Origin of the sequence: Acidovorax sp. 100 (assembly GCF_003688355.1) — a bacterium.
GTDB lineage: Bacteria > Pseudomonadota > Gammaproteobacteria > Burkholderiales > Burkholderiaceae_C > Acidovorax > Acidovorax delafieldii.
Genome location: NZ_REFD01000001.1, coordinates 4955358 through 4981434, shown reverse-complemented (window position 1 = coordinate 4981434; position 26077 = coordinate 4955358). Strand labels below are relative to the sequence as shown.

The 26077-nt window shown below is 58.3% G+C and carries 24 protein-coding genes; 19 read left to right on the top strand and 5 right to left on the bottom strand.

Annotated elements, in window-relative coordinates; all coding sequences use genetic code 11:
• Positions 1 to 13: 13 nt before the first annotated feature.
• Both C8C96_RS22845 and C8C96_RS22840 read left to right on the top strand, forming a co-directional pair.
• The gene (locus C8C96_RS22845) at positions 14 to 877 is read left to right on the top strand and encodes a lysophospholipid acyltransferase family protein (protein WP_121943733.1); all 864 of its coding nucleotides are present in this window, start codon (positions 14 to 16) and stop codon (positions 875 to 877) included.
• On the top strand, positions 874 to 1755 hold the full coding sequence (locus C8C96_RS22840) for a lysophospholipid acyltransferase family protein (RefSeq protein ID WP_121943732.1): 882 nt from the start codon (positions 874 to 876) through the stop codon (positions 1753 to 1755). The genes C8C96_RS22845 and C8C96_RS22840 overlap by 4 nt, the downstream gene beginning before the upstream one ends.
• A gap of 48 nt (positions 1756 to 1803) precedes the next feature.
• Here C8C96_RS22840 and C8C96_RS22835 read toward each other — a convergent pair whose 3' ends face one another.
• A complete protein-coding gene (locus tag C8C96_RS22835; protein ID WP_015012647.1) occupies positions 1804 to 2712 on the bottom strand; it encodes an alpha/beta fold hydrolase in 909 nt (302 codons plus the stop codon).
• 50 nt (positions 2713 to 2762) lie between these two features.
• Positions 2763 to 3518: a ribosome biogenesis GTP-binding protein YihA/YsxC gene (gene yihA, locus C8C96_RS22830; protein WP_060987679.1), complete on the bottom strand. Its 756-nt coding sequence runs from the start codon at positions 3516 to 3518 to the stop codon at positions 2763 to 2765.
• 72 nt (positions 3519 to 3590) lie between these two features.
• Here yihA and C8C96_RS22825 point away from each other — a divergent pair, with 72 nt between their 5' ends.
• The 5 genes from C8C96_RS22825 (at position 3591) to C8C96_RS22805 (ending at position 9765) form a co-directional block, all read left to right on the top strand.
• Positions 3591 to 4220 carry a cytochrome c gene (locus tag C8C96_RS22825; protein WP_015012649.1) on the top strand — a complete coding sequence of 210 codons (630 nt, stop codon included), beginning with the start codon at positions 3591 to 3593 and terminating at the stop codon, positions 4218 to 4220.
• Between the two features lie 146 nt (positions 4221 to 4366).
• Entirely contained in the window at positions 4367 to 6520 is a 2154-nt protein-coding gene (locus C8C96_RS22820) for a cytochrome c biogenesis protein ResB (protein ID WP_121944150.1), read from the top strand.
• Entirely contained in the window at positions 6517 to 7866 is a 1350-nt protein-coding gene (gene ccsB / locus C8C96_RS22815) for a c-type cytochrome biogenesis protein CcsB (RefSeq protein WP_116749008.1), read from the top strand. Before C8C96_RS22820 ends, ccsB begins: the two co-directional genes overlap by 4 nt.
• Before the next feature lie 182 nt (positions 7867 to 8048).
• Positions 8049 to 9053, top strand: coding sequence for a protein-methionine-sulfoxide reductase catalytic subunit MsrP (gene msrP / locus C8C96_RS22810; RefSeq protein WP_121944149.1), 1005 nt, complete (start codon positions 8049 to 8051; stop codon positions 9051 to 9053).
• Positions 9054 to 9114: 61 nt separating this feature from the next.
• Positions 9115 to 9765, top strand: a complete 651-nt coding sequence (locus C8C96_RS22805; protein WP_121943731.1) for a sulfite oxidase heme-binding subunit YedZ — start codon at positions 9115 to 9117, stop codon at positions 9763 to 9765.
• A gap of 71 nt (positions 9766 to 9836) precedes the next feature.
• On the opposite strand, the gene C8C96_RS22800 is transcribed toward C8C96_RS22805, so the two are convergent.
• A complete protein-coding gene (locus tag C8C96_RS22800; protein ID WP_056062016.1) occupies positions 9837 to 10664 on the bottom strand; it encodes an MBL fold metallo-hydrolase in 828 nt (275 codons plus the stop codon).
• Between the two features lie 115 nt (positions 10665 to 10779).
• Positions 10780 to 10986, bottom strand: a complete 207-nt coding sequence (locus C8C96_RS22795) for a lipoprotein (RefSeq protein WP_121943730.1) — start codon at positions 10984 to 10986, stop codon at positions 10780 to 10782.
• Positions 10987 to 10998: 12 nt separating this feature from the next.
• Here C8C96_RS22795 and cyaY point away from each other — a divergent pair, with 12 nt between their 5' ends.
• Positions 10999 to 11328: an iron donor protein CyaY gene (cyaY, locus tag C8C96_RS22790; RefSeq protein ID WP_056060182.1), complete on the top strand. Its 330-nt coding sequence runs from the start codon at positions 10999 to 11001 to the stop codon at positions 11326 to 11328.
• A 51-nt stretch (positions 11329 to 11379) separates the two neighbouring features.
• Here cyaY and C8C96_RS22785 read toward each other — a convergent pair whose 3' ends face one another.
• A complete protein-coding gene (locus tag C8C96_RS22785) occupies positions 11380 to 13773 on the bottom strand; it encodes a penicillin-binding protein 1A (protein ID WP_121943729.1) in 2394 nt (797 codons plus the stop codon).
• A gap of 267 nt (positions 13774 to 14040) precedes the next feature.
• Here C8C96_RS22785 and C8C96_RS22780 point away from each other — a divergent pair, with 267 nt between their 5' ends.
• The 11 genes from C8C96_RS22780 (at position 14041) to C8C96_RS22730 (ending at position 26051) form a co-directional block, all read left to right on the top strand.
• On the top strand, positions 14041 to 15120 hold the full coding sequence (locus tag C8C96_RS22780) for a pilus assembly protein PilM (protein WP_015012658.1): 1080 nt from the start codon (positions 14041 to 14043) through the stop codon (positions 15118 to 15120).
• The gene (locus C8C96_RS22775) at positions 15117 to 15737 is read left to right on the top strand and encodes a PilN domain-containing protein (protein ID WP_121943728.1); all 621 of its coding nucleotides are present in this window, start codon (positions 15117 to 15119) and stop codon (positions 15735 to 15737) included. Before C8C96_RS22780 ends, C8C96_RS22775 begins: the two co-directional genes overlap by 4 nt.
• A gap of 1 nt (position 15738) precedes the next feature.
• On the top strand, positions 15739 to 16404 hold the full coding sequence (locus tag C8C96_RS22770; protein ID WP_121943727.1) for a type 4a pilus biogenesis protein PilO: 666 nt from the start codon (positions 15739 to 15741) through the stop codon (positions 16402 to 16404).
• Positions 16401 to 16943, top strand: coding sequence for a pilus assembly protein PilP (locus C8C96_RS22765; RefSeq protein WP_121943726.1), 543 nt, complete (start codon positions 16401 to 16403; stop codon positions 16941 to 16943). Before C8C96_RS22770 ends, C8C96_RS22765 begins: the two co-directional genes overlap by 4 nt.
• Positions 16940 to 19078 (top strand): type IV pilus secretin PilQ, encoded by a 2139-nt coding sequence (pilQ, locus tag C8C96_RS22760; RefSeq protein ID WP_121943725.1) that lies wholly within the window; start codon positions 16940 to 16942, stop codon positions 19076 to 19078. Before C8C96_RS22765 ends, pilQ begins: the two co-directional genes overlap by 4 nt.
• Positions 19079 to 19099: 21 nt before the next feature.
• Positions 19100 to 20608, top strand: coding sequence for an Ig domain-containing protein (locus tag C8C96_RS22755; RefSeq protein WP_121943724.1), 1509 nt, complete (start codon positions 19100 to 19102; stop codon positions 20606 to 20608).
• A gap of 364 nt (positions 20609 to 20972) precedes the next feature.
• Entirely contained in the window at positions 20973 to 22076 is a 1104-nt protein-coding gene (gene aroB, locus C8C96_RS22750; RefSeq protein ID WP_121943723.1) for a 3-dehydroquinate synthase, read from the top strand.
• 66 nt (positions 22077 to 22142) lie between these two features.
• Positions 22143 to 23318: a deoxyguanosinetriphosphate triphosphohydrolase gene (locus C8C96_RS22745; protein WP_121943722.1), complete on the top strand. Its 1176-nt coding sequence runs from the start codon at positions 22143 to 22145 to the stop codon at positions 23316 to 23318.
• Positions 23319 to 23591: 273 nt separating this feature from the next.
• Positions 23592 to 24254, top strand: coding sequence for a DUF1415 domain-containing protein (locus C8C96_RS22740; protein ID WP_121943721.1), 663 nt, complete (start codon positions 23592 to 23594; stop codon positions 24252 to 24254).
• Positions 24251 to 25186, top strand: coding sequence for an SAM-dependent methyltransferase (locus C8C96_RS22735; RefSeq protein WP_121943720.1), 936 nt, complete (start codon positions 24251 to 24253; stop codon positions 25184 to 25186). Before C8C96_RS22740 ends, C8C96_RS22735 begins: the two co-directional genes overlap by 4 nt.
• Before the next feature lie 148 nt (positions 25187 to 25334).
• Positions 25335 to 26051, top strand: coding sequence for a transposase (locus C8C96_RS22730; protein WP_056747245.1), 717 nt, complete (start codon positions 25335 to 25337; stop codon positions 26049 to 26051).
• Positions 26052 to 26077: the final 26 nt, after the last annotated feature.

Genomic DNA, 26077 nt, shown 5'->3' with positions numbered 1-26077 from the left:
CCCCGTTATTTTAATGCCAGTCGTCTTCCGATTCTTTTCCGTATTTCCACTGTGGTTGCTGCACGTCATGGGCGCGGCCATGGGCTGGGTGGCGTTTGTGGCGTCTCCCACATACCGGCGCCGGTTTCTTGCCAACTCGGCGCTGGCGGGCTATTCGTTCGGCGCGGTGCGGGCCGCCGTGGCCCATGCGGGCCGCATGGTGGCCGAACTGCCGCGCCTGTGGATGGGCGCGACCATGCCCTGCGCACTCACGGGCGAAGCCTGTGTGGAGCAGGCCTATGCAGCCGGTCGCGGCATCGTGTTTCTGACCCCGCACCAGGGGTGTTTTGAACTGTCGGCACAGGCCGCTGCACGCCGCTGGAGCGCGGAGCGTGGCCCCATCACCGTGTTGTACCGCCCGGCACGCCAGGCCTGGCTGGCCAAGGTGATGGAGACCGCACGCAACCGCCCCGGCATGCTGGCCGTGCCCACCACGCTGGCGGGTGTGCGCCAGATGATCAAGGCCCTGCGCCGGGGGGAGGCCGTAGGCCTGCTGCCTGACCAGGTGCCGCCCGAGGGGCAGGGCCAGTGGGCGCCTTTTTTTGGGCGCGACGCTTACACCATGACCCTGGCCGTGCGCCTGGCGCAACAGACCGGCGCGACCGTGGTGCTGGCGCGTTGCGAGCGCCTGCCCTGGGGGCGTGGCTATGTCACGCATTTCGAGCCACTTTCCGCGCCGCTGTCCGCCGACATGGACCAGGCCGTGCTGCAGATCAACCAGGCCATGGAACATCTCATCCGCCAATGCCCCGAGCAATACCTGTGGGGCTATGGCCGCTACAAGCAGCCGCGTGGCGAGGCTGCTGCGGCGGAGCATGCCGCAGGGGGCGCAGCATGAAGGGCCTCACAGGGCGTTTGGGCGTGGGGTTCATGCGGGTGCTGGCGCTGCTGCCGCTGCCGGTGTTGCGCGGCATGGGCTGGCTGCTGGGCCAAGTGGCGTTTGTGCTGGTGGCGCCCCGCCGCAAGGTGGCACTGCGCAATCTGGCGCTGTGTTTCCCGGACTGGACCGAAGCGCGCCGCCGCGCCGTGGCCCGGGCCAGTTTTGTCGCGTTTTGCCAGACCTGGCTGGACCGCAGCTGGCTGTGGGCCGCGCCGCGTTCGGTGGTGGAGCAGCGTGTGCGCCTGACGGGCGCGGTGCACGAGCTGGAGGGCGACACGCCCACCATTTTGTTTGCGCCGCATTTCTACGGCATGGACGCGGGGGGGCTGGCCTTGCCGCTGCGCAGTGGCCGTGCGTTCACCTCCATCTTTGCCACCCACCCCGATCCAGCGGTGGATGCCTGGTTCATGGCCGGGCGCCAGCGTTTTGGTGACGTGCGCATGCTCAACCGTTCGGACGGTGTCAAACCCATCATCGCCAGCTTGCGCAAAGGGGGCTTGCTGTACCTGCTGCCCGACATGGACTACGGCCGCAATGATTCGGTGTTTGTGCCGTTCTATGGCGTGACGGCAGCCACCATTCCGTCGCTGTCGCGGTTTGCGCGGCTGGGCCGCGCCAAGGTGGTGGGCGTGTATTCGCGCATGACGCCCACCGGGTACGTGGCCGAGGTCTCACCCGCCTGGGCCAACTACCCCACCGACGATGCCGAGGCCGATACGGCCCGGATGAACCGTGAACTGCAGGCCGTGATCGACACCATGCCCGAGCAGTACTACTGGGTGCACAAGCGCTTCAAGACCCGCCCGGATGGCGAGCCCTCCGTGTATTCCCGCTGAAATATCAGCAAAAACAGCCTGATGCGCTAGTGCATCATGCGCTGATAGCTATTGTTTGGATAGCAAAAAACGCTGCAGCTCCAAGGCCACGCGCTCGGTGTGCTCGTGCACAACCCAGTGCGATGCATGCTCCACCGGCTGCACCTGCAGCCGGGGAATCCAGCCGGGCAGGCCGTCGAGCAGGCCAGGCAGCAGGGCCGGGTCGTCCATGCCCCAGAGCACCAGCGTGGGCACGTCCACCGTCAACATCGACTCGGGCAGGGTGATGGCCTGGGCGCCGGGGTCGCCCTCGCGCGGCGGGCGGATGGGGCTGGCGCGGTAATAGTTGCAGGCACCCTGCAGGCCTTGCTGCCACAAAGCCCGGTACTGGGCACGCACCTCATCGGTCAGCCATGCGGGGGCGCTGCCGTCCGGGGCGTTGAAAAAGGCGAACAGGCGGCGGAAGTCGTCTTCGGCCAGCAGGGCCTCGGCATCGGGTCTGCACAAGAAATGCATGTACTGGCTGCCCGCCTGCTGGGCGGCGTTGTGCGACAGCTCGCGCACAAACGCGCCAGGGTGGGGGGAGTTGATGATGGCCAGGCGCTTCATCAGCTGGGGCTGCTGGTTGGCCAGGTTCCACGCCACGGCGCCGCCCCAGTCATGCGCAATCAGGCATTCCAGCGCGCTGCCGGGGCATTCGTGGGCGATCAGTGCCACCAGGTCCTGCACCAGGTGTTTGGCGCGGTACGCGTCCACCGCCTGCGGGCTGCTGGACGGGCCAAACCCCCGCAGGTAGGGCGCCACGCAGCGGTAGCCGCCATTTTCGGGGCGGGCAAAGTGCAGCAGGAGTTCGTCCCAGATGAAGGCCCCCTCAGGGAACCCGTGCAGAAACAACAGCACCGGGCGCCCGGGGATGCCGCTCACGCGGCAGTGCAGGGTGATTCCGTGGGGGAGGTCAACAGGGCAATCTTGGATCATGGCGCTATGCATTCTGTAGCTGCCAGCGCATGATGCAATTGCGCTTGCGGCTAGTTGGGCTCGGATTCGCTGGTGGGCGAAGGCTGTGCGGGGCTGCTGCTGTCCGCATCCGCAGGGGGCTCTTCGGCGAGGGGCTTCACCGGGTGCGCCCACTGCCACAGCAACTGGGCCACTTCATCCACCCCTTGCTTTTTGAGGGCCGAGAACATCTTCACCTCGCCACCGCCGGCGTGCAGTCGCGTAATCGACAGCACCTTGGCCTGTTCGGCGCGCGTGAGCTTGTCGGCCTTGGTCAGCACGATGAGGAACTTGAGGCCTTCCTCGACCCGTGGGCGCACCACTTCGAGCAGTGCCTCGTCCAGCTCGGTCAGGCCCAGGCGGGGGTCGCACAGCAGCACGATGCCCGTGAGGCCGGGGCGGCTGACCAGGTAATTCACCATCACTTGCTGCCAGCGCACCTTGTCCGAGCGCGACACGGCGGCGTAGCCATAGCCGGGCAAGTCGGCCAGTACGGCGTCCATCACCCCCTGTTTGCCCAGCGAGAACAGGTTGATGTGCTGGGTGCGCCCTGGCTTTTTGGACGCAAACGCCAGCTGCTTTTGCTGCGTGAGGGTGTTGATGCAGGTGGATTTGCCCGCGTTGGAACGGCCCACGAAAGCGATTTCGGGTACGTCGATGGGCGGCAGGTGGTGCAGTTGCGCCGCCGTGGTGAGGAACCTGGCGGTGTGCATCCAGCCCATGGCGATTTTGGCGTCAGGTGCGGGCGGGAGAGAGCCAGCAACTGGCGCAGAGGGGGGTGTCGTCATGGGGAGTTGGGAGAGAAAGAACCATCATTGTAGAATCGCGAGGTTTTGCGCACATAAACACACACCCTCGATATGAAGTTGCTCGCCTCATTGCTGACGGCTGCCGCACTGGCAGCACCTGTTTTTTCGGCCTTTGCAGCGGGTGATGCACCCAAAGCGGCCAAGCCGGATCTCGTCAAGGGCGAGGCCAGCTTCACTGCGGTGTGTGCGGCCTGCCACGGCGCAGACGGCAACTCGGCCATCGCGGCCAACCCCAAGCTGTCGCAGCAACACCCCGAATACCTGGTCAAGCAACTGCAGGAATTCAAGTCCGGCAAGCGCAACAACGCCATCATGAAGGGCTTTGCCACGGCCCTGTCAGATGACGACATGCGCAACATCGCGTACTGGCTCACGTCCAAGCCCGCCAAGGCCGGCTTTGCCAAGGACAAGGACTTGGTGGCCATGGGTGAACGCATCTACCGTGGCGGCATTGCCGACCGCCAGATCGCCGCTTGCGCTGGCTGCCACAGCCCCAATGGCGCTGGCATCCCTGCGCAATACCCCCGCCTGTCGGGCCAGCACGCCGACTACACGGTGTCGCAGCTGAACATGTTCCGCGACGGCTCGCGCGCCAACAGCATCCAGATGACCCAGGTGGCCGCCAAGCTCAATGACAAGGAAATCAAGGCCGTGGCGGACTACATTGCCGGCCTGCGCTGATTGATTGCTTGATATTTGTCATGACCCGGCCTGATTGGCCGGGCGGCACGGAACCTACCGCCAATAACAACCCCAAAAAGGGCGGGTCCATCGCAGCGATGGTCCCGCCCTTTTTCTTTCGCGCTTCGCAGACACCGCTCCCACCCATGTCCGACAACACCCAGGGCCTTCGCATGAAGTCCGGCTCCCAGGCCCTGCGCGCCGGGGTCGAGCTGCTGTCTTCCATGCGCTTTGCCATCTCGCTGCTGACGGTGATCTGCATCGCCTCGGTCATTGGCACGGTGCTCAAGCAGCACGAACCGGCGGCCAACTACGTCAACCAGTTCGGTCCGTTCTGGGCCGAGTTGTTCGGCGCCATCCAGCTCAACGCGGTGTACAGCGCCTGGTGGTTTCTGCTGATCCTGGCGTTCCTGGTGATCAGCACCTCGCTGTGCATTGCCCGCAACACGCCCAAGATCCTGGTGGACCTCAAGGCCTACAAGGAAAACATCCGCGAGCAGAGCCTCAAGGCGTTCCACCACAAGGCACAGGCCGATCTGCCCGAATCGGCCGAGGCCGAGGCACGCCGCATTGGCACACTTCTGGCAGGTGGCGGGTGGAAGGTGCGTCTGCAGCAGCGCGACACAGCCGCTGGTCCAGGTACCGGCTGGATGGTGGCGGCCAAGGCTGGCGCCGCCAACAAGATTGGCTACATCGCAGCGCACAGCGCCATCGTGCTGGTGTGTGTGGGCGGCCTGCTGGATGGCGACCTCATCGTGCGCGCGCAGATGCTGCTGGGCGGCAAGTCGGTCTACACCGGGGGCGGGCTGATCGCCGATGTGAAGCCCGAGCACCGACTGTCCGAGCGCAACCCCACCTTCCGGGGCAACCTGCTCGTGGCCGAGGGCACACAGTCGAGCACCGCCATCCTGAGCCAGTCCGACGGGGTGTTGCTGCAGGACCTGCCGTTTGCGATCGAGCTCAAGAAGTTCATCGTGGAGCACTACTCCACCGGCATGCCCAAGCTGTTCGCTAGCGAGATCATCATCCACGACAAGGCCACGGGCGAGAAGACACCCGCGCGCGTCGAGGTGAACCACCCGGCCAGCTACAAGGGCATCGAGATTTACCAGTCGAGTTTTGACGACGGCGGCTCGCACATCAAGCTGCGTGCCGTGCCCATGGTGGCGGGCGCCAAGGCATTCGACGTCGAGGGTGTGGTGGGCAACTCCACCCAGCTCACCAACAAGGGCGGCGGCTCCGGTAGCGACACGCTGACGCTGGAGTTCACGGCGCTGCGTACCATCAACGTCGAGAATTTTGGTGGGGCTGGCCCTGGCGCCAGCGGTGCAGACGTGCGCAAGGTGGACCTGCGCGAATCGGTGGAGTCGCGCCTGGGGGCAGCCAACAAGACCGTTACCAAAAAAGAACTGCGCAATGTGGGCCCCAGCGTGAGCTACAAGCTGCGTGATGCGGCTGGCCAGGCCCGCGAGTTCCATAACTACATGCTGCCGGTGGACACCGGCGACGGCGTGCCGGTGTTCCTGCTCGGTGTGCGCGAGTCTCCGGCAGAGCCCTTCCGCTACCTGAGGGTGCCGGCCGATGACAAGGGCAGTATGGATGGTTTCATGCGCATGAAGGCTGCGCTGGCGGACCCCCAGGCCCGGGAGCAGGCGGTGCGCCGCTATGTGTCCCAGGCCATGGATGCCTCGCGCCCGGAGCTGGCCGAGCAATTGCAGCAGTCGGCCGTGCGTGCGCTGGCGCTGTTTGCGGGGCGGGGCATGGTCGATGGCAAGCCCACGGGCGGGCTGCAGGCCGTGTCGGACTTCATGGAAGCCAATGTGCCCGAGGCCGAACGCGCGCGCGCAGGCGAGGTCCTGGTGCGCATTCTGAATGGCACTTTGTTCGAGCTGGCCCAGCTGTCGCGCCAGCGCGAGGGGCTTCCGCCATTGCCGCAGGACGAGCAGACCCGGGGTTTCATGACACAGGCCGTGCTCTCGCTCAGCGATGCGCAGATCTACCCTGCACCCCTGGCGTTTGAACTCACGGACTTCACCCAGGTCCAGGCCAGCGTGTTCCAGGTGGCGCGAGCCCCTGGCAAGAATGTTGTCTATCTGGGCTGCGCCTTGCTGATCCTGGGCGTTTTTGCCATGCTCTACGTGCGCGAGCGGCGCGTGTGGGTCTGGGTGGCGCCGCAGGATGGCCGCACCCACGCCACCATGGCCCTGTCCACCAACCGCAAGACCATGGATGGCGACCAGGAGTTTGTCCAGCTCGCACAGAAACTGATCGGGGCATCGCCCCGCGAAGGCACCGCATGAATACCGCGACTTCTTCCTCGACCGTCACCACGATCACCCTGAACGAGGGGTTCTTCGCTCGCCGCAACTGGTTTGACTGGCTGTTTGCCGCCATCGTGGCCGTGGGGGCGTTGTATGCGCTGCAGCGCTACGGGGCCTTCATGGATGTCTACGAAAAAGGCATTTTGCTGGGCGCCATTCCGAGCACCATCTGGCTGGGCTGGTTCTGGCGCCCGCTGCGCGTTCTGATGCTGGTGGTGGCGGCCGTGGCGCTCATGGCCATTGGCCTGTACCAGCAAGATGGGGCAGGCAGCCTGGCGCGGGCCGACACGGTGTTCGGCCTCAAGTATTTCCTGTCCAGCCAGTCGGCCATCCTGTGGATGAGCATGCTGTTTTTCATCAGCACGGCGTTTTACTGGGTGGGGATGTTTGCACGTGGCGAAGGCAAGACCATGAGCATGCTGGGCTCGCGCATTGCGTGGGTGGCGGTGGCCATGGCGCTCATTGGCACCCTGGTGCGCTGGTACGAAAGTTACCTGATCGGCCCGGACATCGGCCACATCCCGGTGAGCAACCTCTACGAAGTGTTCGTGCTGTTCTGCTGGATGACAGCAGCGTTCTACCTGTACTACGAAGAGCAGTACGACACGCGCGCCCTGGGCGGCTTCGTGATGCTGGTTGTGAGCGCGGCGGTGGGCTTCCTGCTCTGGTACACCGTGGTGCGCGAAGCGCATGAGATCCAGCCGCTGGTCCCTGCGCTCAAGAGCTGGTGGATGAAGCTGCATGTGCCCGCCAACTTCATCGGTTACGGCACGTTTGCGCTGTCGGCCATGGTGGCGTTTGCCTACCTTATCAAGCAGCAGGCCACCGAAACCCGTTGGTACAAGCTGGCGCCGCTGTGGCTGCTGGGCGTGGTGCTGTGTTTCGAGCCCATCGTGTTCCGCCAGGGGGCGACGGAGAATGGCGGCAGCTACTGGATGGTGTACTTCGGCATTTCTGCGCTGATCGTTGCGGGCATCCTGCTGGGGCGCAAGCGCATCGCGGCGCGTCTGCCCTCGTTCGAGATTCTGGATGACGTGATGTACAAGTCCATTGCGGTGGGCTTTGCGTTCTTCACCATCGCCACGGTGCTCGGCGCGCTATGGGCCGCCGAGGCTTGGGGCGGCTACTGGAGCTGGGATCCGAAGGAGACCTGGGCGCTGATCGTCTGGCTCAACTACGCGGCGTGGCTGCACATGCGGCTCATGAAGGGCTTGCGCGGTACCGTGTCCGCCTGGTGGGCGCTGGTTGGCCTGGCGGTGACAACATTCGCGTTCCTGGGCGTCAATATGTTCCTGAGCGGCCTGCACAGCTACGGCACGCTGTGATGATTCAAGGCCTGCTGACGACTCCCCGCGAGATTGTTGGCAGGCGCGGCAGGCATGTCGGGCATTCGGTGGCGCGCAACAACTATTGCGTCTTCGGTGTAACCTGAGCGGTCCAGGGAACGAACTAACAGTTGTTCTGCTCTACCGCTGCAGCTGTCTCACCCCACATGACCGGAGCCACCATGCTGATCCCCTCGCGCGATTCGGGTTTCCACCACCCACATTCCTCCGAAATCACCCCCCGCTCGGCCTATGAAGACCGCCGCCAGATGCTCAAGCTGATGGCAGGCGGTGCCGCTGGTGCGGCAATGGCGGCCTGGGCGGGCCGTGAGGCCCTGGCGCAGCAGGTGGCAGTCACGCGTCCCGGCAAGCTGGCGCCTCTGGCGGGCGCCAAGTCGGCGGTGGCCGGTGCGGTTTCCATGGAGAAGCTCACGGACTACAAGGACGCGAGCACCTACAACAACTTCTACGAATTTGGCACCGACAAGGCCGACCCCGCCCGCAATGCGCACACCCTCAAGACCAGTCCGTGGACGGTGGAGGTCGAGGGCCTGGTCAAGAAGCCCGGCAAATACGGCATTGAAGACCTGATCAAGCTCAGCGCGCAGGAAGAACGCATCTACCGCTTGCGGTGCGTGGAAGGCTGGTCCATGGTCATCCCGTGGGTGGGGTACTCGCTGGCCGAGTTGATCAAGCGGGTGGAGCCCCAGGGCAGCGCCAAGTACGTCGAGTTCGTGACCCTGGCCGACAAGGCCACCATGCCATTCGTCGGCTCGCGCGTGCTGGACTGGCCTTATGTGGAAGGCCTGCGCATGGACGAAGCCATGCACCCGCTGACCTTGCTGGCCTTTGGCATGTACGGCGAGGTGCTGCCCAACCAGAACGGTGCACCGGTGCGTCTGGTGGTGCCATGGAAGTACGGCTTCAAGAGCGCCAAGAGCATTGTGAAGATCCGCTTTGTCGAAAAGGAACCCGGCACCGCTTGGAACAAGGCGGCCCAGCAGGAGTACGGGTTCTATTCCAACGTGAACCCCAATGTGGACCACCCCCGCTGGAGCCAGGCGACCGAGCGACGCATTGGCGAAGACGGCTTGTTTGCCAAGAAGCGCAAGACGCTGATATTCAACGGCTACGAAGCCCAGGTTGGCCAGCTTTACGCCGGCATGGACCTCAAGAAGTTCTACTGATGGCCCTGGTCTCGCCGCCATCGTTGGCGGTGTATGAGGCTGTGGTCTTCTCTTGATCGCGATGCGAAAACTACTGCTCCACCCCGTCGCCAAGCCGGTGGTGTTTGTGTTGTGCCTGTTGCCGCTGGCATGGCTGGTCTATGCGACGGTGGCAAACCAGCTGGGAGCCAACCCTGCGGAGGCATTGATCCGGGCAACCGGTGACTGGACACTGCGGGCGCTCTGCCTGGTGCTGGCCATCACTCCACTGCGCGTCATCACCTCCACTCCTCAGCTGGCTCGGTTTCGGCGCATGCTGGGGCTGTTCGTGTTTTTCTATGGCGTGCTGCACCTGCTGAGCTACAGCTGGTTCGACATGGGTTTTGACATCCCGGACATCCTGCACGACATCGCCAAGCGGCCATTCATTCTGGTGGGTACATTGGCCCTGGTGCTGCTGGCCCTGCTGGCCGCCACCTCATTCAATCGTGCGATCAAGGCACTGGGTGGCAAACGCTGGCAGGCGCTGCACCGCACCGTGTATGCGGTGGCAGGGTTGGCGGTGCTGCACTTTTTCTGGATGCGTGCTGGCAAGAACAACTTTGGCGAAGTGGCGGTCTACGCCGGCATCCTCGGCGCGCTGCTGGGCTGGCGGTTCTGGCAACGACTGCGCAAGAGGTCGGTCGCACCGGCAGGTGCTGCGGCAAGACGGACAGCCGCAGGACCGTCTTGAGGTTGATTACTATCAAATTGATAGCTGTCAGCGCATATTTTCAATACGCTAGCAGCCGATTTGGCTGATTTTTACCCGTTGACTGCCCGCAGCGCTGGGCGCATTTGCCGGGTCACTGGGTCGATGTACCCGGTGGGAATCTGGTAGGCGCGGTCATCGAACAGGTCAATGCCACACATCAGGTTCTCGATCCATTCAAAGAAGTCGTTGATGGCTTCCTTGCCCATGATGGGGGCGCCGTGCTGCGGCACCAGCATGGCAATGTCGAGCTGCCGGGCCATGCGTGCCCACAGGCGCAGGATCTTGTTGGACACCATGTAGCGGCGGTGGAAGCCCTCCATGCGCGGGATGTGCGCCTTGAGGTCGGTCACCGGGACACGTGCCTCGGCCCCCGACATCATGGACACCCCCAGGTCGCCCGTGAACAGAATGCGGCTGACCGGATCGTAGAAGTGGAAGTTGCCTTCGGAGTGCATGAAGTGCGCGGGTAGCAGCACCAGCTCATGGCGTCCCAGGGGCAGGTGGCCGCCGCCGTCCGGCACACCGATCACCCGGTTTTCTGTCTTGCCCACCTTGGTGAAGTGCGGCGCAAAGCGCTCCCAGACGCGCGAGATCACCAGGTTGGCCTTGGTGCTGGTCATCCAGCGGTCCAGCGAGGCGATGATGTCTGGGTCTGCATGCGAAGCGATCAGGTACGACAGCTTGTGCGGCGGGAAATGTTTGGTCATCCCCATGAACAACTCGTTGAACGCGAGGTTGCCGCCCGGGTCGATGATGGCGCCAGTGTCGTCGTCCACGATCAGGAACTGATTGGCCTGCACGGCCTGCCCATCTTCCTCAATGAGGTCGGTGAACATCAGGCAAGCATGATTTTTGTCGCGGTAGAGTTCCAGGGCCATGGCCATCCTGCGGTGCAATAAAGCGCAGACTGTACGAGTACCCCTAGAGTTTGTGCTTGATGGAAATCAAGCGAAACCGCATTGCCTGGCGATCCTGCGCTGGCGGCTGGGTGCGTCAGCGTGGCTGGGAGGCGGTGGCAGCGGGCTTTGGCGCACTGCTGGCGTCGTTGCCCGGGGTGAGTGTTTGCGGTAGCGTGGCACGCTGGCTTGCCGCAGGGCCGGTGGGCAGATACAACGGCCCCCGCTGACCGCAGCCGACAAGGGCTGCCGCACTGGCAGCAAGGATAAGCGTCCTGACTAGAATTTGGGGAGCTTTCAACATGCGCAAATTGTAATGACCGACCTCGAATTCATGGACCACGCCGAACAACTGCTGCTTGCCGTCGAACGCAGTTGTGATCGCATCAATGACACCTCGGATGCCGATGTGGACAGCCAGCGCTCGGGGGGCATGGTGACCTTGACCTTTCCCAACCGCAGCCAGATCGTGATCAACCTGCAAAAACCGCTGCACGAGGTGTGGATGGCCGCCCGGTCTGGCGGCTATCACTATCGTTTTGATGGTAGCCATTGGCAGGACACCAAGGGCGCCGGAGAATTTTTTGCATGCCTCACGCGCGATGCCTCGCAACAGTCCGGGATGTCGCTGCAGTTTGCCCCGTAACTTACTCCGCGCCCGCCCAGTTGAGGAGGGGCGCTGCGGATTATGCGGCGCTCAGTTTCGGAACAAGTCCAGGATGCGGCTGCGCTCTTCAGAAGGCGGAGGTGCTTGGGGCGCTACTGCGGGAGACGCGGACCGGTCGTCCACCCCTACGCTCGAAACACCCGCATTGCGTGCGTACTCCTCGTAGAACCACTCACCGCCCACATTCACGACACCGGGTGGCACTGTAGGCTCCATCACTGGCACGCCCTTCAGCGCACGCTCCATGAAGCTGATCCACACGGGCAGGCTGAGCCCGCCACCGGTTTCCCGGCTGCCCAGATTGCGTGGCGTGTCATATCCAATCCAAGTGACAGCCGCAATGGTGGGCTGGAACCCTGCGAACCACGCGTCCACCGAATCGTTGGTAGTGCCAGTTTTGCCATAGAGATCGGGGCGCTTGAGAGTGGCCTGGGCCCGCGCTGCAGTGCCGGTGCGGGTCACCTCCTGCAACAGACTGCTCATCACAAAGGCATTGCGTGCGTCGATGGCCCGGGGCTGCTCGTTGAGCGCTGGTGGCGTAATTTCTGAAATCACTCGCCCCTTGTGGTCAGTCACCTTCGCAATCAGCCAAGGATTGACGCGGTAGCCCCCGTTGGCAAACACGGAATAAGCGGATGCCATTTGCAGGGGCGTAACCGAGCCCGCACCCAGCGCCATGGTCAGGTAGGCCGGGTGCTTTTCTGGGTCGAATCCAAATCGTCCCACCCATTCCTGAGCAGTTTTGGGTCCTACGGCTTGCAGGATCCGGATGGAGATCATGTTTTTGGACTTCGCCAAGCCCGTGCGCATACTCATGGGGCCGTCGTACTTGCCGTCGTAGTTCTTGGGTTCCCAAGGCTGACCGCCGGTGATACCCGCATCAAAGAACAGCGGAGCATCGTTGATCACGGTGGCAGGCGTGAAGCCCTTTTCGAGCGCTGCTGAATAGATGAACGGCTTGAAGCTCGAACCAGGCTGGCGCCATGCCTGCGCTGCATGGTTGAATTTGTTCTTGTCAAAGTCGAATCCACCTACCAATGCCCGGATGGAGCCATTGCGGGGGTCAAGGGCTACGAAAGCCCCTTCCACTTCGGGCAGCTGTGTAATCTCCCATGCGCCCTTTGGTGTCTTGACCACTCGGATGACGGCGCCGCGCCGGATCTTGATATTGGGCGGCGCCTTGTCGCTGAGCCCCGACTGCGCTGGTTTGAGTCCATCGCCGGTGATCTCCAGTGAGTCCCCATTGGCTCGTGCGGCCAGGATGCGTTTGGTGGATGCTTCCAGCACCACAGCGGAGAGTACGTCTCCGTTGTCGGGGTGATTGGCAAGGGCGTCATCAATGGCGTCCTCCACTTCCTGGGCTGCTGTGGGCAGCGCAACGAACTTCTCTGGTCCCCGATACTGCTGGCGCCGCTCGTAGTCCATGATCCCGCGCCGCAGGGCCACATAGGCGGCCTCTTGCTCCGCCGCATTGAGGGTGGTGTACACGTTAAGGCCGCGTGTGTAGGCCTCGTTGCCGTACTGGGCGAAGATTAGCTGGCGGGTCATTTCGGCAACGTATTCCGCGTGGATGCGCGTGTTGTCGGGCCCCGTACGGATTTTCAACTCTTCCTTCTTGGCTTGCTCTGCTTGTTGCGCAGTGATGAAGCCGTTCTCTTCCATGCGTTCGATGATGTACTGCTGTCGAGCGCGGGCACGTTTGGGATTGCTGATGGGGTTGTAGGCAGATGGTGCCTTGGGCAAGCCCGCAAGCATTGCTGCTTCAGCAATAGAAACGGATTTCAGCGGTTTCCCAAAATAAGCCTCGGAGGCTGCCGCAAATCCATACGCACGATTGCCAAGGAAAATCTGATTCATGTAAATCTCAAGAATCTGATCCTTGGTCAGCAAATGCTCCAATTTGAAAGTCAGTAAGATTTCGTAAATTTTGCGAGTAAATGTTTTTTCTGAGGACAGATAAACATTTCGCGCAACCTGCATGGTGATCGTCGAGGCGCCCTGGCTTTTCACACGGCCCAGATTGGCGAGGCCCGCACGCAGCACGCCTTTGTAGTCCACACCACCGTGCTGGAAGAAGCGAGAGTCTTCGATCGCCAGCACTGCGTCTTTCATGACCTGCGGAATCTCGTCGATGGGCGTGAGGTTGCGACGCTCTTCTCCAAACTCGCCCAGCAAGGCCCCTTCAGCGGAGTACACCCGCAGCGGCAATTTGGGGCGGTAGTCCGCCAAGTCAGAGATGTCCGGCAGGTTGGGGTAGGCCACCGACAGAGCTACAGCGATTGTGAGCGCCAAGCCCACAGCCGCGGCCACCGCCAGTCCAGTGATCCATAGAGCGATGCGAACCAACCAGCGAAGCCAACTGGGACGGGTGCGAGCAGGAGAGGAGTCCGACTTGTCGGAGGACTTCGAGGGGGAGGGCGGCATATCGCTCCGATGGGGTAAGACCACCCATTATAAAAATGTCCGCCGCTGGGGCTGGAAATCCGATTTCGTACTTGGCAAGGTGTCGCTGAAAGGCTTCCCGTAGTAGCCAAGCGGTATTGCAGTGCTCTGAAATTTCGTCTGCTTTTGGCAACGCTCTTCGGGCGTTACAGGGGGAAAAATCTTTGCTGGAGAACTATCTTACTGATAGCATTCATGTGAAGTGTTAAGTTTTGTTGCCTCATTTTGGCAAGTTACAGGGGACCAATCTTGATCTCAATGGGGTCTTTGTTCAATCGCCAGTCTGCTCCGCTGCTGGGAATCGACATCAGCTCCTCCAGTGTCAAGCTGGTGGAGTTAGGGCGCGATAAGGCAGGTAGTCTGGTTCTAGAGCGTTGCGCGATCGAGCCGCTGGAGCGGGGCTGGATCACCGATGGCAACATCGAAAAATTTGACGAAGTGGCCGACGCATTGCGTCGACTGGTCAAGAAGAGCGGCACTCGAACCAAAAACGTGGCACTGGCATTGCCCCCCTCCGCTGTGATCACCAAGAAGATTACGCTGCCGGGTGGAATGACGGAGCAGGAGCTTGAGGTTCAGGTCGAATCCGAAGCCAACCAGTACATCCCGTTTTCGCTCGACGAGGTGAGCTTAGATTTTTGCGTTATTGGTCCCAGCAAAAACGCGCCAGGAGATGTTGACGTTCTGATTGCTGCGTCCCGGCGTGAAAAAGTCCAGGACCGACAGGGCTTGGCGGAGGCTGCTGGGTTGAAGCCCGTGGTGGTCGATATTGAATCCCATGCATCGCGATTGGCTGCAGGGCGTCTCATTGAAGCGCTGCCGAATAAAGGCGTCGATGCGATGGTGGCGCTTTTTGAGGTGGGAGCCTTGACGACCAGTATGCAGGTGATCCGGAACGAAGAGGTTCTGTACGACCGCGACCAAGCCTTCGGCGGCGCCCAGCTGACCCAACTGATTGTTCGGCAATATGGTTTCTCTGTGGAAGAAGCCGAGAGTAAAAAGCGCAGCGGTGATTTGCCGGAAGACTATCAATCAGCGGTCCTTCGTCCTTTTGTCGACAGCATGGCCCAAGAGATTGGCCGAGCCCTCCAATTCTTCTTCACCAGCACGCCCCACAACCGTGTGGACCACATCATGCTGGCTGGCGGCTCGGCCCCATTACCAGGGCTTACCGAGGCGGTCACCCAGCAAACCGGTTTTGCGTGCAGTGCTGTCAATCCTTTTGATGGCATGGAAATCGGAAGTTCCGTGCGACTGAAAAAAATGGTGCGTGAAGCGCCGTCTTACCTGACCTCTTGCGGTCTCGCTATGCGGAGGTTTCTGCAGTGATTCTTATCAATTTGTTACCTCACCGTGAGGAAGCGCGCAAGCGTCGCAAGGAGGCATTCCAGGCGACGATGTTTGCATCTTTTCTGCTGGGGCTTGCTTTTGCTGGAGCTATCTACTGGTGGTTTCAGATCATGATCACAGATCAACAGAATAAAAACGCTTTTCTCCAGCAGGAGATCAGAGTGTTAGAGGGGCAAATTAAAGAAATTGCCTCCATAGAGGATGAGATTGCTGCCCTGCGCGCGCGCCAGAAGGCTGTGGAGGATCTTCAATCTGATCGCAACCTACCAGTCCATTTGCTCACCGAGATGGTTAAGCAACTTCCTGATGGTGTATACGTTACCGCCGTCAAACAGACCGGGCAAACCATTACTATGCAAGGGATGGCTCAATCAAATGAGCGCGTCTCCGAGTTACTACGCAATTTGGCGAGTAATACGCCATGGCTCGCTAAGCCGGAGTTGGCGGAAATTACGGCCAGTACTGTTACTTTGAGCCCCCGAGACCAGCGACGCGTGTCCTCGTTCAATTTGAGGTTCCAGTTGGTTCGTGCTAGCGATGCTCAAAAGGCCATAGAGTCCGCAGGTGCGGCCGCCTCGTCGCCAGGAGGTAAGTGATATGGCGAAAACAAAAGAAAACTCCGGTGCAATGGTTGAGCGCTTGCAAGCCATCCAGCGACAATTCAAGAATTTGGATACAAAAAATCCCTCGGCATGGCCTATCTTGCCGAAGATTATTCTTTGTATTTTTATCGCTGCTCTAGTTTCGGTTATTTCTTGGTTTGCTTTTCTGCAAGACTATGAAATTCAGTTAGAAGATGAGCGTAACAAAGAACTCGCGTTACGAACGGACTATCAAAAGAAACTCATAAAAGCTGTTAGTTTGGATGCACTAAAGAAGCAGCGCGAGCAAATCCAGCAATATGTTATTCAGCTTGAGAAACAACTTCCTAGTAAGGCAGAGATGGCTGCATTACTTTCTGATATCAATCAATCTGGTTTGGGGAGAAGTCTGCAGTTTGAACTTTTTCGTCCTGGTCAAGTTGTTGTGAAAGATTATTACGCAGAGTTGCCGATCTCCATTCGCGTGACTGGTAAATATCATGATATAGGCGCTTTCGCTTCTGATATTGCGCATCTTTCGCGTATTGTCACGTTGAATAATATGGCAATTACTCCTGGTACGCGCGAAGTATTAACTATGGATGCAACGGCGCGAACCTTCCGATATCTTGATCCTGATGAAATTCAGGCTCAGAAAAAGGCTGGGGGGAGTAAGCAATGAAAGTTTGTCTGTGGATATCCTTTATTTTTCTGGGATTAACTTTGTCGGGCTGTGGATCGTCGGGGGAAGACGAGTTGAGAGTGTGGATGGCTGAGCAAAGGGCCAATACAAAACCAAACGTTCAGCCCTTAACCGAGCCAAAGAAATTCCTTCCTGAGCCTTATGCACAAGAAGGCGTGATTGAGCCTTTCAACCAAGCTAAACTAACGCAAGCTCTGAAACGTGACTCCAATCAAGTGGCGTCAAATGCTGCTCTAATTGCTCCAGAAATGAGCCGTCGCAAAGAACCTCTGGAGGCTTTTCCCCTTGACGTGATCGTAATGGTCGGAAGCTTGAACAAGGCCGGAGTTCCTACTGCACTCGTGAAGGCTGACAATTTAATTTACCAGGTGAAAGTTGGAAGTTATTTGGGTCAGAATTACGGAAAAATTATTAAAATTAATGAAAATTCAATTCAACTGCGCGAGATAGCGCAGGATGCAACCGGGGATTGGATAGAACGTTCGGCGTCGCTTGATCTGCAAGAGGGCAAAAAATGAAACAATATAGTGGCAATTTATTAAATTTCTGCCGTGGCGCTGCTGTAGGCGTTTCAATGATTTTTGCATCCTTTGGTGCGTTTGCTGAGGGTGCAATTAGCGCAATTTCTGCTAGTGTTCAGGCTGGTGTTGAAACTTTGAAAATTGATTTCACTGACGCGCCCACGGTATTACCGACGGGATTTGCTACACAGTCTCCCGCCCGTATAGCGTTGGATTTCCAGAGTGTTCTTAATTCGTCAGGAAAAACCGTCCACGAAATCAATCTTGGTAATTTAAAGTCTGTGAACGTGGTCCAGGCTGGTGATCGGTCGCGGCTCGTTCTCAATTTGAAGCAGCCGGCGGCTTACAAGATAGATCTTTCTGGCAAGTCTTTATTTGTTGCGTTAGAGTCAACAGTGAGTGGGGCAGCTATGGTGCCTGCTCAGTCTGTGGCTTTTTCAGAGAGTCAGAACAGTAATGTGTTGCCGTTGAAGGACATAGATTTCCGTCGCGGCTCTGATGGGGCTGGGCGGGTAATTGTCAACCTTGCTAGCAATCAAGTGGGTGTCGATCTCCAGCAACAAGCTAAGGGTATCGTTGTTGAGTTCATGCGCTCATCCCTACCTGAGGGATTGCGTCGCCGTTTGGACGTCACTGATTTCGGCACTCCTGTCCAAACGGTAACTACGAGCCAGGCGGGCGAACGGGTTCGTATGCTTATCGAGTCCAGTGGGGAATGGGAGCATAGTGCATATCAAAGCGATAATCAGTTTGTAGTTGAGGTTCGACAGAAAAAAATCGATTTAAACAAGCTGACCCAGGGCCCTGGCTATTCTGGGGAGAAACTCTCTTTAAATTTCCAAAATATTGAAGTAAGATCACTTCTTCAAGTGATTGCTGATTTTACAAATTTCAATATTGTTACGTCTGATACTGTAACGGGCGCGTTAACTTTGCGCCTCAAAGACGTTCCGTGGGATCAGGCGCTTCAAATCATAATGGATGCCAAAGGACTTGGCATGCGGAAAACAGGTTCGGTTCTATGGATCGCACCTAAAGATGAAATAGATGCCCGTACGAAGAAGGACTTTGAAACTGCTCAGGCGATTCAAAAGCTGGAACCTGTAAAAACTCAAGCATTCCAGCTAAATTATGCAAAGGCTGCCGATATCGTCACGCAGCTCTCGACGAGCGCTGGTTCCACCGGTGGAGCTACTTCTACTCGGTTTTTGTCGGAGCGCGGAAGCGCGATAGCAGAGCCAAGAACCAACCAGATTTTTGTTACTGATACCCCAAGCAAGCTTGAGGAGGTGCGTCTCTTGCTGGCTAGCTTGGATGTAGCGGTTCGTCAAGTGTTGATTGAGGCCCGTATTGTTGAAGCCCGTGATACTTTCGGCCGATCGTTGGGTGTTCGACTTGGGGCGACTGATTTGAGAGCGAATCGTGGCGGCGACGGTGGCTATAGTATCGGAGGAGCCAATCGCGTAGCGCTCGGAACGTCCTACAACGACGCTGTTGCTTCTAGCGGTGCTGGCGGGACAACGAACACAAGCGGTACCTTTGTGAATCTGCCAGCCAGCTTATCTAACGTGAGTAGTGTGGGTAACTTTGCGCTTTCGATTTTTAACTCGGCTGCGAACAGATTTTTAACCTTGGAGCTGTCTGCAATGGAGGCTGATGGCAAAGGACGCGTCGTTTCAAGCCCTCGCATCATTACTGCGGATCAAACTAAAGCCCTGATCGAGCAAGGTACTGAGTATCCTTATGCGGTGACGGCCCCCAACGGTGCGACAACGCTTGCATTCAAAAAGGCAGTGCTGAAATTGGAAGTTACTCCCCAGATAACTCCTGAGGGGAATATTATTCTGGATTTGGATGTTAATAAAGACAGTCGTGGTGAGACAACTACCCAAGGGGTTGCCATCGATACAAAGCATGTCAAAACTCAGATTTTGATAGAAAATGGTGGTACTGTTGTGATTGGTGGTATTTTCGAAATGGAAGAGACCAATCAGGAGAATAAAATCCCGGTGCTAGGTGATATGCCTGTTGTTGGTAATCTGTTTAAAAATAGGACTAGAGAGTCAACAAAGCGGGAAATGTTGATTTTTATTACTCCAAAAGTAATCAGTGATCGTACGGCATCTAGGTAAATTTATAAACTAAGGGAAAAAATGTTTAAGCAATTCAAATTTCTACCAGTTGCGCTGTCGGTGGCTTTGGCGGCATGCGGCGGAGGTGGCGGCAGTGCTGGTGAGACTCAAGAGTCATATACCATCACCGTTCGTGCAGAGAAGGATAAATTGCCGTTGAATATTTCCGGTATTGGTCCTGGAACAGGTGTTTATCGACCTTACACAACTACCTTATATGTAGATGCTAGAAAAGGTGGGGCTCCGATTCCTGGTGGGGAAGAAATTTTTGCTTGCAATCTCTCTGCTGGATTGGACTCTGGTTCACTTTACTATCTTGATGGTAATCCAGAGCACGAAACCGAAGTGGATGATGGTAATGGTGGGAAGATTAAAGTTCCAAACGCCTATCGTAGTATTACTCTAGGTTCGAATTCTGGTGGAAATTCGTTTCACTTTCACGCGGGAAACCAAGCGGGCGTTGCTCGTGTCGTTTGCTCTGTCACTGATCCGAGAGATAAACAGCAGAAATTTGCTAGCGCCGATATTTCTGTTGGAGGTGCAACAGGTAAACCAGCCAGTGTTCGTCTAGAAGCACAGATACCTGGATATTTGGGGACCAAGGGGAATGCTAACGGGCTATTGCCTCAGATGGCAATTCAAGCATTTGTGCTCGATGATGCCAACCAGCCAGCTTCAAGTATCACCGGAGGGAATGTGCAGGTTCGGATTCTGTCCGGCACGGAAGCCGGACAAGGGGCTCGATTGGTCGCAGGCTCTCAGAGCGGTAGCGTTTTGCAATTGCCCTCCATAGGCGGTGTAGCAACATTTTCATTGCTTAGTGGAACCGAGACTGGACCAATCTTCCTTGAACTGGCAGCGGATCGATTTGATAACAACGTGAGCAACGGCATCACGGACCCTATGACGGCTATCGTTCCTGTTTCCGTGCTTGAGGCCGTAACTGCGCCTCCAGTGTTTGCAGGAGCGGATTTGGGCGACGTGACGAAGGAAGTGCCCTTTACTTCCTTGTTGACAGTGACAGGGGGGTTGCCACCATACACGTGGAGCGCTACTGGACTACCCGCTGGGTTGAGTGTTGATGCCAGCACTGGATTGCTCAGTGGCAAGGCTAGTAAAGACGCGGAAGAGCGTGAATACCGTGCTACCGTTACGGTTACCGATAAGAACAAAGTTTCTGCATCGGGTACTGTGAAGCTGAAATTGGTAGGTGGATTGCCAGAAGATTTTGCGATTGGTGATTGCAATTCAAACACTGTGTGCTCTCTTGGCTCTGCCCCAGTCGGTGTTAATTTCACCTACTCATTTGTCTCCTCGGTCAGTGGCGTTACGTGGCAGTTCACTGGAATCCCTGGATGGCTGACGAGTGGAACGACCGGGTCTGCAGGTGTCCTAAATGGCCGACCAGCTGTAGCCGACTGCGGTGCACGTGAGTTTTTGGTGACGGCTAGCAAGGGCGCTGCAACGGTCACTCGACGGTTCAGTATTACAGTGGTCAGTGGAAGCACGCCAGCTCTCGCTTGCCCATGATGGGAAGGTTGCTCGCTTAGCTTGAAGATCCGCAAAGTTTGAGCTTTTTTCATCAAGTCCCCGGCTTGCCCGGGGATTTCTATTTGTTCTTCTTGCTCCGGTTGACCTGCGTGGAGTGTTTTGACCAGGAACGGTCTGCATAGGCGGACCGCCCGGTGTAGCGGGGCGCAGCCACAGTGCATCAGCGGCAACGGCATGCAACCTGAAAACCGGTGACCGATTTTGTTGCCTGTATCGTGAGTGAATGCTCAGTTGTCTGGACCTGCGGCTCTTTCCTGATCCTTGTTTCAAGGAACACAACCTAATCAGGCAAAATGATGGGGCGAAGCAATGCACCGTTATCACTTTGAGTCGAAAAAAATCCATGCCCTCGATTGCCCAAGAAGTACCTATTGATCTGGGTGAGCGTAGCTACCGCATTGTTATTGGTGGGGGGCTGATAGCTGATGCCGAGTCCTACGAAGGTTTGCCTCACGCCACGGCTGCTCTGATTGTTAGCAATACTACTGTCGCCCCGCTCTACGCGGAGCGACTGCGAGCAGCTCTATGTGATCGATACGCTCAGATTCATGAGGTCCAGCTGCCAGACGGGGAGGAGTACAAAAACTGGGAGGTATTGCAGTCGATATTCGATGCTCTATTGGAGCGAGGCTGTGATCGCAAGACCGTATTGTTTGCGCTCGGCGGCGGCGTTGTTGGAGACATCACGGGTTTTGCCGCATCCAGTTACATGCGGGGTGTCCCTTTCGTGCAAGTTCCCACCACGCTGCTTGCCCAGGTGGATTCATCGGTGGGCGGTAAAACCGGTATCAATCACCGACTAGGCAAGAACATGGTGGGGGCCTTCTATCAGCCTCAGCGCGTCGTTTGCGACCTGGATGTACTTGGTACTTTGCCTGCCCGAGAGTTCAGTGCTGGGCTGGCAGAGGTGATCAAATACGCGCCGATTGCTGACATGGAGTTCTTCGATTGGCTGGAGCGATTTATGGACGACGTGATGGCCTATGAGAAGAACGCCTTGGCACATGTGGTACGCCGTTGTTGCGAGATAAAAGCGACTGTTGTGGGGCAGGACGAACGAGAATCGGGTTTGCGCGCTATTTTGAATTTTGGCCACACCTTTGGTCACGCCATTGAAACGGGTGTGGGCTACGGAGTCTGGTTACACGGCGAGGGGGTGGGTGCAGGAATGGTAATGGCGGCGGAATTGTCGTTTCGGCTCGGATTCGTGGACGAGATTTTTGTAAAGCGCTTGGTGTCACTGATTCGTAGAGCAGGTTTACCAGTTCACGGGCCTATTTTGGATGACAAAGACAACGCGGGTCGTTACCTTCAGCTCATGAGGGGTGACAAGAAATCTGAGGCTGGCGAGATCCGTTTTGTGCTGATAGAAAGTCCTGGCAAAGCGGTGGTCCGTTCCGCGCCTGACCGGTTGGTCCGTGAAGTAATTGATGCATGTTGCAGCTGAGGCCTCTCTGTTGAAGTGTCTCTTTTGACCGTTATTTGGGCTGTCTGCTAAGGACGAGCGACTGCTTTGACAGCAACATCTGGTTTTTCTATATTTGGCTGCCATCCTGATACGACGAGAGGCCGGCGCTACCCCGAAAATCCGGCACCTACCCGGACAGAATACCAGCGCGACCGCGACCGAATCGTCCATTCCACGGCATTCCGACGGCTTGTCTACAAGACACAAGTCTTCCTCAACCACGAGGGGGATCTATTTCGTACCCGGCTAACTCATTCGTTAGAAGTCGCGCAACTCGGGCGATCCATCGCACGGTCGCTACAGATTAACGAAGACTTGGTTGAGGCCATCTCGTTAGCCCACGACTTGGGGCATACCCCGTTCGGGCATGCGGGGCAGGACGCCTTGAATGGCTGCATGGCCGACTTTGGAGGCTTTGAACACAACTTGCAGAGCTTGCGAGTGGTGGACAAGCTGGAAGAGCGATACCCGTTGTATGACGGACTCAATCTCACATTCGAGACCCGAGAGGGGATTCTCAAACACTGCTCGCGCACTCATGCTTTGCAGTTGGAGAGTGAGGAGCCCAATGGTGTTGGTGCCCGCTTCCTGCGCAATGAGCGGCCGAGTCTGGAGGCGCAGTTGTGCAATTTGGCCGACGAGATTGCTTACAACGCACACGATATCGATGACGGCGTGCGCTCTGGGTTGATTACTCTGACGCAGCTGCAAGAAGTGCCCTTGTTTGATGCGTACCGTTCGGCAGCCCAGATGGAGCATCCCGGCCTCACTACGCCTTCAATGCAGCGCCGCTTGTTGTATGAGGCGATACGGCGGATGCTGAGTGCGCAGGTGTACGACGTCATTGACACCACAAAAGCCGCGCTGCACCAGCATGCACCAGCCCATCCCGATGAGGTGCGGAAGCTCCCAGTTCTGGTGAGCTTCAGTGGTGAGATGCGCGAGCGCTCTACCGTACTCAAGCGGTTCCTCTTCAAGCATCTGTACCGGCATCCCCGGGTCATGGAGACTACGGGCCATGCCCAAGAAATCGTGCGTGAGTTGTTCTATGCCTATATGTTCCAGCCTCAAGAAATGAAAGCTGCCTTTACCGCGCGAGCCCTGGAGGGCGAAAGGCATGGACGAGCGCGGGCGGTGGCCGACTTCATTGCCGGGATGACCGACCGCTTTGCGGTACGGGAGCATGAGCGCCTGACAGGGCGCCGACTGCTGCAGGGATAGCGCCCGATTCCGGGGCGGAGCGAGATGCGTTGATTTTGGGGTGGTTCGTCGCTGGTGTAGCGCGATTTCAGGCTGCGTTAGATGTGGCCGCATGAAGCGTGTTTGCTGTGTGGGCTTACGCATCTATTCTTTTTCTCCGCTGCCCTCCCGCCGATGTGAGCGTGCACTGAGGAGTCCATGAGGCTTCCAGATTGGACCGCCGCTATCGCTAGATCTGCGAGCAACTCACACCGATAAAATCCCACCTCTATCCCTGCGCTTCTGCGCGCACCCATGACATCTTCCTCCACCAACGCCGCTAAGGCGCTCCCCCATTTTGTATCCACTGATGCCTACGTCCAGGACACTGTCCGGTGGTTGGAGCGGGCCGTCATTGGATTGAATCTCTGTCCATTTGCCAAGTCGGTGCATGTTAAAGGGCAAATTCACTACGTGGTGAGCTTGGCCACGACCGGGGCGGATGTGCTGGAGGTGTTGCACGAAGAACTTCAGGCGCTCGCAAACACACCCGTAGAAGTCAGGGACACCACATTGCTGGTGATGCCGCATTGCCAGCAGGATTTCCTGGATTTCAATGACTTTCTTGGTGACGTGGAGCACATGGTGCACGTTCTCGGGTTGGAGGGAACGCTGCAGGTCGCAAGCTTTCACCCGCAGTTTCAGTTCGCCGGCACCGATGCGGACGACGTGACCAATTGCACCAATCGCGCTCCATACCCCACGCTGCATTTGTTGCGCGAGGCCAGCATCGATCGGGCGGTGTCGGTCTTTCCCGAGGCGGAAACCATCTTTGAGCGCAACATGGAAGTACTTGAAGAGATGGGCATGGCCGGTTGGCTGGCGCTGGACGTGGGCCCCCATGACAAAGGCGGTGCGAACATGGCCGCCACTGCCGCCAGCGAGGACAATCCGCCAGCACAAGGCCCCGGTTTATGAATAAAAAGAACCCATCTGCAGCGACGACCGACCTGCGAATTCGCGGTGCGGGAAAATCCAAGAACGAGAGTGCTGAGCTGCAGGAACTGCGCTCTGGCCAATCGGTAGAGCTGCTCAAGGAGCTGCACATCCTTACCCGGGATGGCCGTCTCAATCAGGACTCACGCCGCAAGCTCAAGCAGGTGTACCACCTGTTCAACTTCATCGAGCCCCTGCTCACGGAGCTGTCCTCCCAAGGCAGTGGGCCCACGTTGGCGGACCACGGCGCGGGCAAGTCCTATCTGGGTTTCATCCTGTACGACCTGTATTTCAAGGCGCTGGGTCGCGGGCATATCTACGGGGTGGAGACCCGGGCGGAACTGGTAGAGAAGTCGCGGGTGCTCGCGCAGCGCCTTCATTTTGAGCGGATGTCGTTTCTCAATCTATCCGTGGCCGAGTCTGCGGATGCCCGTGAGTTGCCCGACCAGATCGATGTGGTCACCGCCTTGCATGCTTGCGACACCGCCACTGACGACGCGATTGCCTTCGGGCTGCAAAAAAAGGCCCGGGCCATGGTTCTGGTGCCCTGTTGCCAAGCGGAGATGGCAGCCTGCCTGCGCCAAGGCAAGGCCTTGCAGTTGGCGCGCACGCCCCTGGCGGAACTGTGGCGTCACCCCTTGCACACCCGCGAACTCGGCAGCCAGGTGACCAATGTGCTGCGCTGCCTGTACCTGGAGGCCAATGGCTACCAGGTCACTGTGACCGAGCTGGTGGGATGGGAGCACAGCATGAAGAATGAACTCATCATCGCGCGCTACACCGGACAGAAAAAACGCAGCGCGGCCGAGCGGTTGCGGGCGCTTCTCGGCGAATTTGGCCTGGAACACGCCATGGGGGCGCGGTTTGGCATTGGTGTGGTGGCAGACCCAGTGGAGAACTTGGCTACGCATTGACGCGTACCCAAAAGGCGCGCAAGGGCAGGCCAGAATCAAGCATGCGCCTCGCTATCTTCGTGGCGGATGATGGGCGTCGCCAGCTTGCATCGATGAGAAATAGGGGGCAGGTCTATGATCGTAACTCCCATATTCCTGATCAAGACCCATGGCCCGTTTGCCACGCCTGACCCTGCCGGGTCATTTGCACCATGTCATCCTGCGGGGCAACAACCGCCAGCCGATCTTCCACGGAGTGGAAGATTTCGACGCGCTTCTGGCGCTGTTGATGGACAACGCGCAGAAATATGCCGTGGCCGTCCATGCCTATGTGCTGATGGACAACCACTTTCACCTGCTGGTTACGCCAGCCTCACAAGACGGACTGCCCCAGATGATGCAGGCAGTGGGGCGCCGGTATGTGCAGTACTTCAACCGCCGACATGCCCGCACAGGTACTTTGTGGGAGGGGCGCTACCGTTCCACGGTATTGCAGCCGGAACGGTATTTGCTGGCGTGCATGGTGTACCTGGACCTCAACCCTGTGCGGGCCGGATTGGTGCAGCAGCCCGCTGACTACGCCTGGTCCAGCCATGCACATTGGTTGGGCTTGCGCAACGACCGGTGGTTGACGCCCCATGCCCTGTATTGGGCTTTGGGCAACACCCCGTTTGCGCGCGAGGCCGCCTATGCCGCACTGGTTCAGGCGGGCCTGGGGGCGTCGGTGCAAACGGCTTTGACCGACTCGGCGCTCAGCGGTTGGGCTTTGGGCGATACCGAGTTTCTTGCGGGCCTGCAACAGCAGACCCTGCGCCGCGTGACTCGAGGAATGCCTGGCAGGCCTCGAATGGAAAAAAATCATGCGAAAACCGACGGAGGCGCATGAAATTATTGGCCTCATTGCTATTAATT

What these genes read in the sequence shown, in the direction of transcription:
- C8C96_RS22845 (WP_121943733.1), top strand. Translation starts at nt 14, where the DNA reads ATGCCAGTCGTCTTCCGATTCTTTTCCGTATTTCCACTGTGGTTGCTG.
- C8C96_RS22840 (WP_121943732.1), top strand. Translation starts at nt 874, where the DNA reads ATGAAGGGCCTCACAGGGCGTTTGGGCGTGGGGTTCATGCGGGTGCTG.
- C8C96_RS22835 (WP_015012647.1), bottom strand. Translation starts at nt 2,712, where the DNA reads ATGATCCAAGATTGCCCTGTTGACCTCCCCCACGGAATCACCCTGCAC.
- yihA (WP_060987679.1), bottom strand. Translation starts at nt 3,518, where the DNA reads ATGACGACACCCCCCTCTGCGCCAGTTGCTGGCTCTCTCCCGCCCGCA.
- C8C96_RS22825 (WP_015012649.1), top strand. Translation starts at nt 3,591, where the DNA reads ATGAAGTTGCTCGCCTCATTGCTGACGGCTGCCGCACTGGCAGCACCT.
- C8C96_RS22820 (WP_121944150.1), top strand. Translation starts at nt 4,367, where the DNA reads ATGTCCGACAACACCCAGGGCCTTCGCATGAAGTCCGGCTCCCAGGCC.
- ccsB (WP_116749008.1), top strand. Translation starts at nt 6,517, where the DNA reads ATGAATACCGCGACTTCTTCCTCGACCGTCACCACGATCACCCTGAAC.
- msrP (WP_121944149.1), top strand. Translation starts at nt 8,049, where the DNA reads ATGCTGATCCCCTCGCGCGATTCGGGTTTCCACCACCCACATTCCTCC.
- C8C96_RS22805 (WP_121943731.1), top strand. Translation starts at nt 9,115, where the DNA reads ATGCGAAAACTACTGCTCCACCCCGTCGCCAAGCCGGTGGTGTTTGTG.
- C8C96_RS22800 (WP_056062016.1), bottom strand. Translation starts at nt 10,664, where the DNA reads ATGGCCCTGGAACTCTACCGCGACAAAAATCATGCTTGCCTGATGTTC.
- C8C96_RS22795 (WP_121943730.1), bottom strand. Translation starts at nt 10,986, where the DNA reads ATGTTGAAAGCTCCCCAAATTCTAGTCAGGACGCTTATCCTTGCTGCC.
- cyaY (WP_056060182.1), top strand. Translation starts at nt 10,999, where the DNA reads ATGACCGACCTCGAATTCATGGACCACGCCGAACAACTGCTGCTTGCC.
- C8C96_RS22785 (WP_121943729.1), bottom strand. Translation starts at nt 13,773, where the DNA reads ATGCCGCCCTCCCCCTCGAAGTCCTCCGACAAGTCGGACTCCTCTCCT.
- C8C96_RS22770 (WP_121943727.1), top strand. Translation starts at nt 15,739, where the DNA reads ATGGCGAAAACAAAAGAAAACTCCGGTGCAATGGTTGAGCGCTTGCAA.
- C8C96_RS22765 (WP_121943726.1), top strand. Translation starts at nt 16,401, where the DNA reads ATGAAAGTTTGTCTGTGGATATCCTTTATTTTTCTGGGATTAACTTTG.
- pilQ (WP_121943725.1), top strand. Translation starts at nt 16,940, where the DNA reads ATGAAACAATATAGTGGCAATTTATTAAATTTCTGCCGTGGCGCTGCT.
- C8C96_RS22755 (WP_121943724.1), top strand. Translation starts at nt 19,100, where the DNA reads ATGTTTAAGCAATTCAAATTTCTACCAGTTGCGCTGTCGGTGGCTTTG.
- aroB (WP_121943723.1), top strand. Translation starts at nt 20,973, where the DNA reads ATGCCCTCGATTGCCCAAGAAGTACCTATTGATCTGGGTGAGCGTAGC.
- C8C96_RS22740 (WP_121943721.1), top strand. Translation starts at nt 23,592, where the DNA reads ATGACATCTTCCTCCACCAACGCCGCTAAGGCGCTCCCCCATTTTGTA.
- C8C96_RS22735 (WP_121943720.1), top strand. Translation starts at nt 24,251, where the DNA reads ATGAATAAAAAGAACCCATCTGCAGCGACGACCGACCTGCGAATTCGC.
- C8C96_RS22730 (WP_056747245.1), top strand. Translation starts at nt 25,335, where the DNA reads ATGGCCCGTTTGCCACGCCTGACCCTGCCGGGTCATTTGCACCATGTC.